The organism is Variovorax sp. 01T439_2 (assembly GCF_056398445.1).
Genome location: NZ_JBFTPJ010000290.1, coordinates 1 through 6,134, shown reverse-complemented (window position 1 = coordinate 6,134; position 6,134 = coordinate 1). Strand labels below are relative to the sequence as shown.

General features: G+C 66.6%; 6 protein-coding genes. All 6 read right to left on the bottom strand.

Annotated elements, in window-relative coordinates:
* Positions 1-611: LysR family transcriptional regulator (locus AC1DOC_RS15310; protein WP_478130029.1), on the bottom strand; the 611-nt coding region annotated here is incomplete at its 3' end.
* Positions 612-669: 58 nt separating this feature from the next.
* On the bottom strand, positions 670-2,169 hold the full coding sequence (locus AC1DOC_RS15305; RefSeq protein ID WP_015866206.1) for a tripartite tricarboxylate transporter permease: 1,500 nt from the start codon (positions 2,167-2,169) through the stop codon (positions 670-672).
* 8 nt (positions 2,170-2,177) lie between these two features.
* On the bottom strand, positions 2,178-2,687 hold the full coding sequence (locus AC1DOC_RS15300; RefSeq protein ID WP_015866207.1) for a tripartite tricarboxylate transporter TctB family protein: 510 nt from the start codon (positions 2,685-2,687) through the stop codon (positions 2,178-2,180).
* Entirely contained in the window at positions 2,684-3,670 is a 987-nt protein-coding gene (locus tag AC1DOC_RS15295) for a Bug family tripartite tricarboxylate transporter substrate binding protein (protein ID WP_015866208.1), read from the bottom strand. Before AC1DOC_RS15295 ends, AC1DOC_RS15300 begins: the two co-directional genes overlap by 4 nt.
* A gap of 28 nt (positions 3,671-3,698) precedes the next feature.
* Positions 3,699-4,682 carry a Bug family tripartite tricarboxylate transporter substrate binding protein gene (locus tag AC1DOC_RS15290; RefSeq protein WP_478130028.1) on the bottom strand — a complete coding sequence of 328 codons (984 nt, stop codon included), beginning with the start codon at positions 4,680-4,682 and terminating at the stop codon, positions 3,699-3,701.
* 47 nt (positions 4,683-4,729) lie between these two features.
* On the bottom strand, positions 4,730-5,782 hold the full coding sequence (locus AC1DOC_RS15285; RefSeq protein ID WP_015866210.1) for a lactonase family protein: 1,053 nt from the start codon (positions 5,780-5,782) through the stop codon (positions 4,730-4,732).
* Positions 5,783-6,134: the final 352 nt, after the last annotated feature.

The window sequence follows — 6,134 nt, the reverse complement described above, 5'->3', positions numbered from 1 at the left end:
ACCTCGGTCCTGAGCGTCACATCGGAAGTCGGAAGCAGCCAGCGCGATTTCGACAGCTGCTCCAGGCTCGGGATGCTTCCTGCAAGCGGATGCCCGGCGCGAACCACGAGCCTGTAGCGCTGGGGTCCGACCCGCGTGCGCAGAACGTCGGGCGGGAGGTGCTGCACGCCGAAGCACACGGCCAAATCGAGCTTGCCTTCTTCGAGCATGCGCACCAGCTCTGCCGAATGCTTGACGCTCACCAGCAACTGGACCGGGTGCGGTCCCGGGAGCATGTCGGCCAGCACCGGCGCGGCCACGCTGCCGAGCAGTGCCGGCACGATGCCCAGCCGGATCGCCCCGCGCATCGCGGCCACTTCGCCGGCCATGTCGCGCCGCGTCGCAATCGTGAGCGCGCTGAGCTCCATGGCCCGCAGGTACAGGGTCCGGCCGGCCGGCGTCAGTGCGAGCGAACGCCCGCCGCGCTCCATCAGCTGGACACCGAACTCGTCTTCGAGCTTGCGCACGACCTTGGTGACGGCCGACTGGCTCAGGCCGCAGCGAAGTGCGGCCCGCTGAAAATTGCCGGTCTCGTGAACGGCTCGGAAGACATCCAGATCTTCAAGGCGCATCGAAGCAGCATAGCCGAGGCGCAGCTTGGAAGCTCATGGAGAAAGCGGCAACTTCGCCTCAGGCGTCGTCGCCCTTGAACCGTTTCAAACTCTTGAAGATCAGCGGAGCGACCAGCGCGAACAGCGCCAGCGCCAGCAGCGTGGCCGAGCCCGCGTGCTTGAAGAACACGAGGCCGTCGCCCAGGCTGATCTGCAGCGCGCGCCGGAATTGGCTCTCCGCCATCGGGCCCAGGATGAGTCCGACGATCATCGGCGCCACCGGGTAGTCCCAGCAGCGCATCAGGTAGCCGCAGATGCCGAAGGTCACGAGCATCACGAGTTCGACCGTCGACGGGTTCGCGGCCAGCGTTCCCATCACTGCGAACACGAGGATGCCCGCGTAGAGCCACGGCTGCGGCACCTTCAGCAGCCGCACCCACAGGCCGACCAGCGGCAAGTTGAGCACCAGCAGCATCAGGTTGCCGATGAAGAAGCTGGCGATCAGGCCCCAGACCAGATCGGCGTTGGTCACGAAGAGCAGTGGGCCCGGCACCAGTCCGTACTGCTGGAAGCCCGCGAGCATCATCGCGGCGGTGGCAGAGGTCGGCAGGCCCAGCGCCAGCAGCGGCACCAGCGTGCCGGTCGCCGCCGCATTGTTGGCCGCTTCCGGGCCTGCCACCCCTTCGATCGCACCTTTGCCGAACTCCTCGGGCTTCACCGCGAGCTTGCGCTCGAGCGTGTACGACAGCAGCGTCGGCACTTCGGCGCCGCCTGCAGGCAGCGCACCAATCGGGAAGCCCAAGCCGATGCCGCGCAGCCATGGCTTCCACGAGCGCTGCCAGTCTTCCTTCGTCATCCAGAGCGAGCCGCGCACGGCCTCGATCTTTTCCTGCACGCCGGTGAAGCGCGAGGCGATGAAGAGCGTCTCGCCCATCGCGAACAAGCCCACGGCCAGTGTCGTGATCGACACACCGTCGAGCAGGGCGGGAATGCCGAAGGCCAGGCGCGACTGGCCCGTGAGCTTGTCGATGCCGACCAGGCCAAGCACCAATCCCAGCGCAAGGCTCGTGATGCCGCGCAGCACCGAGTCGCCGAAGGTGGCCGACACCGTGACAAAGGCCAGCACCATGAGTGCGAAGTAGTCCCACGGACCGAACTGCACCGCGAAGTCGACAAGCCACGGTGCGAGCACCGAGATGCCGATCGTCGCGATCAAGCCCGCGACAAAGGAGCCGATGGCCGCCGTGGCGAGTGCAGGCCCGCCGCGCCCGGCCTTCGCCATCCGGTGCCCCTCGATCGCAGTGGCAATCGAGGCCGCCTCGCCGGGCGTGTTGAGCAGGATCGCGGTCGTCGAGCTGCCGTACATGCCGCCGAAATAGATGCCGGCGAACATGATGATGGAGCCGGTCGGATCGAGCTTGAAGGTGATGGGCAGCAGCAGCGCCACCGTCAGCGACGGGCTGATGCCGGGCAGGATGCCGACCAGCGTGCCCAGCAGCACGCCGATGCCGGCGAAAAGCAGATTGCCGGGCTGGATGGCCACCAGCAGGCCTTGCCCCAATAGCGTGAAAACTTCCATGTGGCCCCTTAGCCGAGAAACAGGCGCTCGAGCGGCCCAGCCGGCAACGACAGGGACAAGGCCCTGGTGAAGAAGGCAAACACGATAGCCGCGAGCAGAAAACCGATGGCGGGCGACTTGATGCGAATGGGCTGGCCGAAGGCCCGCGCAGTCGAAACAAAGAGCCAGGTCGAACCGATGACAAAGCCGCCGCCGAGCTGCAGGATCAGGATCATTCCGATGAGCCCGCCCAGCACCCAGCCCAGCGCCCCACGGTTGGTGAGCACGGCGCCGAGCTCCGACGCCTTCTTGCCGTGCAGCGCAGCGCGCATGCGCAGGGCTGCGACGAGGTGCGCGAGGCCGAGCACGACCAGCAGCAGCGCCACGATGCGCATCGCGGCGGTGGGCCCGACGCCGACCGCCTGCGCGGGCGCCATCAGCGTCACGTCGTAGCCGATGACCGCGGCCAGCCCGAACAGCACGGCGCCTACCATGGCGGTCGCGTGCCAGCCCGGGCCGTTGGTTTCCGGATCGCTCATTTCACGAGGCCGATGGAGCTCAGCACTTCCTTCACGCGCTGCTGATCGGACTTGAGGAACGCGGCGAAGGCGTCGGCGTCGAGGTAGGCATCGTCCCAGCCGCGGGCCTTCGAAATCTTGGCCCATTCGGGCGACTTGAGGGCCTTGTTCACGGCCGCCACCAGCGCGGCCTTCTGCGGCGCGCTGATCGCCGGACCCGCAACCACGCCGCGCCAGTTCACGAGCTCGACGTCGATGCCTTGCTCCTTGAGCGTGGGCACCTCGACGCCTTCGATCCGCCTGGCTGTCGACACGCCGAGCGCGCGCAGCTTGCCGGCCTTGATCTGGCTTTCGAACTCGTTGTAGCCGGACACGCCCGCGGTCACGCGGCCGCCCAGCATCTCGGCCAGTGCTTCGCCGCCGCCCGAGAAGGGCACGTAGTTCAGCTTGGCCGCGTCGCCGCCGGCCTGCTTGGCAATGAGCCCTGCCAGGATGTGGTCCGCGCCGCCGGCCGAGCCGCCGGCCCAGACGACCTTGGAGGTGTCCGCCTTCACGGCCGCTGCAAGATCCTTCAGCGTCTTGTGCGGCGAGTTCGCGGGCACGACCACCACCAGCGGATCGCCCGTCATGCGGGCGATCGGCGTGACCGCGTCCAGGCCGACCGGCGCCTTGTTGGTGAGCACCGCGCCGACCATCGTGATGCCCATCACCATCAGCTGGTTGCCATCGCCCTTTGCGTTGTTCGCGAACTGGGCCAGGCCGACCGTGCCGCCCGCGCCAGGAACATTGACGACCTGCACGTTCTTGGCTGCGCCCGTGGCGGTGAGCACCTGCTGCAGCGAGCGCGAGGCGCTGTCCCAGCCGCCGCCGGGGCCGGCCGGCGCCATGATCTTGAGGTCGAGGGGTGCCTGTGCCATGGCGGGCGCGGCCGCGAAGCCGAACAGCATGGCCGCGATGGAAGCGGCGAGCAGGGCGCGGCGATTCGAGTTGGACGAGAGTTTCATGAAGGTCTCCTGTGGATTTGATGGGGGCTCATTCCGCGACGATCCGGGCGCTGTCGACGATGTGCGCGTACTTGACGGATTCGGTCTTGATGAAGTCGCGGAACTGGGTTTGCGAGAGCGGCATGGGCTCGCCGCCTTGCTCGCGCAATCGCTTGATCAGCTCGGGGTCGCGCAGGGCAGCGGTGACTGCCTCGTTGAGCTTCGCCTGCACGGCAGGCGGCGTTTTCGCGGGTGCAAAGAGACCGAACCAGTTGTCCAGGTCGTAGGAAGCCGTGGGTGCGAACTCCGCGATCGCCGGGATGTCCGGCGCAAAGCCGGCGCGCCTGGCCGAGGTCACGGCCAGTGCCTTCACCCGGTTGCCCTTGATGAAGGGCGTTGCACCGGCCAGGCTCACGAAGGTGATGTYGACATTGCCCGACGCCACGTCGACCAGCTGGTTCGAGGCGCCCTTGTAAGGCACGTGCTGCATCTGGATGCCGGCCAGGGACTGGAGCAGCTCGCCATTCAGATGCTGCGGGTTGCCGACGCCGCTCGTGGCATAGGTCACCTTGCCCGGGTTCTTCTTCGCGTACGCCACGAGCTCGGGCAGGTCCTTTGCCGGGAACGATGGATTCGCGACCAGCACGTTCGGCACCCGCGTGACGGCCGTGATCGGCGCCAGGTCCTTCTCCGGCGAGTACTGCATCTTTGTCTTGTAGACCAGCGGATTGATGGCGGTCTCGCCCGCCGAACCCAGCAGCAGCGTGTAGCCGTCGGGAGCGGCCTTTGCCACGAAGGCGGCGCCCAGCATGCCGCTCGCGCCGGGCTTGTTGTCCACCACGACCGACTGCTTCAGTGAAACGCGCAGCTTCTCCGCCAGCAGGCGCGCCATCGCATCGACGCCGCCGCCGGCGGAGAAAGGAACGACGATGGTGATGGGGCGCGTGGGGTAGTCCTGCGCAAGCGTCGACAGCGGGAGGGCGGCGAAGGCCACCGTGGCGCACAGCAGCGCCCGGCGTTGGATCGAATGCATCTGGGTTGTTCCTTGGTTCTGAAAATGGGCTGGGTGTGGGAGCCGGGTCATGCAGAAAAGACCATGCAGACCGGGCTGCCTGACCTGACCGACGCGCCTGTGGGCTTGAGCGTGCCGGTCGAAAGGTCGACGGCCAGCGTCACGATGGAGTCGCTGTCCTCGTTGAGCGCAAACATGAAGCGGCCGTCCGGCGAGAGGGTGAAGAACCGTGGCGTCTTGCCTTGCGTGGGTTCGGCCTCGATGAACTTCAGCGCGCCGGTGGACGGGTCGATGCTGAACACGGCGATGCTGTCGTAGCCGCGGTTGGAGGCATACAGGAAGCGCCCCTGCGCGTCGATCTGCAGCTCGGAAGCGCGGCTGTTGCCGGTGAAGTTGTCGGGCAGCGCAGACAGGACCTGGAATGGCGCAAGTGCGCCGGTTGCGGGAGTGACGCGATAGGCCGTCACGGTCGAGTCGAGTTCGTTGACTACATAGGCGAACGGCGCCTTGGGATGGAAAGACAGGTGGCGTGGCCCTGCGGTTTCGCGCGTGGCGACGAACGGCACCGGCGCGGGCGTCAGGCGGCCTTCTTCAAACCGGAAGCTGAACACCCGGTCCAGCCCCTTGTCCGGCACGACGACGAAGCGGCCGCTCGGATCGAAGGGATTGAAGTGCGGTTTCGCCTGCTTCTGTTCGATGCGGTGTGGTCCGATGGGACCGTCGAGCCTCACGAGCTGGGTCAGCCCGCCCAGCGAGCCATCGACGTTCACGGGCAGCACCGCCAGGCTTGCGCCGATGTGGTTCGACACCACCAGGAAGCGGCCCGTCGGATCCAGCGCCAGGTGCACCGGGTTCTTGCCCTGCGTGCTCTGCCGGTTGATGAAGGTGAGGAGGCCCGTGCTGCGGTTCACCTTGAAGGCGCTCGCTTCGCTCTCGTCGCCGTGCACGGCGTAGAGGAATTCGCCGTTGGCACTGAGCGCCAGGAAGGACGGATTCACGAGGTTCCTGACGACGTCGACGGGCTCCAGCGTTCCCTTCGCGGAATCGACTTTGAAGATGCTGATGCCCTCGCCACGCGCGTTGCGCTCTCGGGTGGTGCGACTGCCAACGTAGGCGTACATGGGGTGTCCTTGGGTTGATGAAGCCTGGGTGGGCTTGAAGGCCGTCGAGGCGCACCCGGCAAGTTGGCCAAGCAGGGCAGAACCACCGAGGGCCAGACCACCCAGCAATGCGCGGCGGCGGCCTGCTTGGGTGGATGGCTCGGGCGGAGAGAGGGGCGAAAACATGGTGGCGGGCGCTTTCGACGGGCTGTGGTGCGGGACTGAATCGGGGCTGAGGGTTTGCACTTAATTGCATTTTATGAATGAAAAATGCAAAATAAGAATCATGGAAAACACTGAGACGCCCTGCATGCGGTTTGTCGTGGCCGGGCAGGACTACCTGGCCGTCGATCTGCCGGCGCTCTGCAAAGAC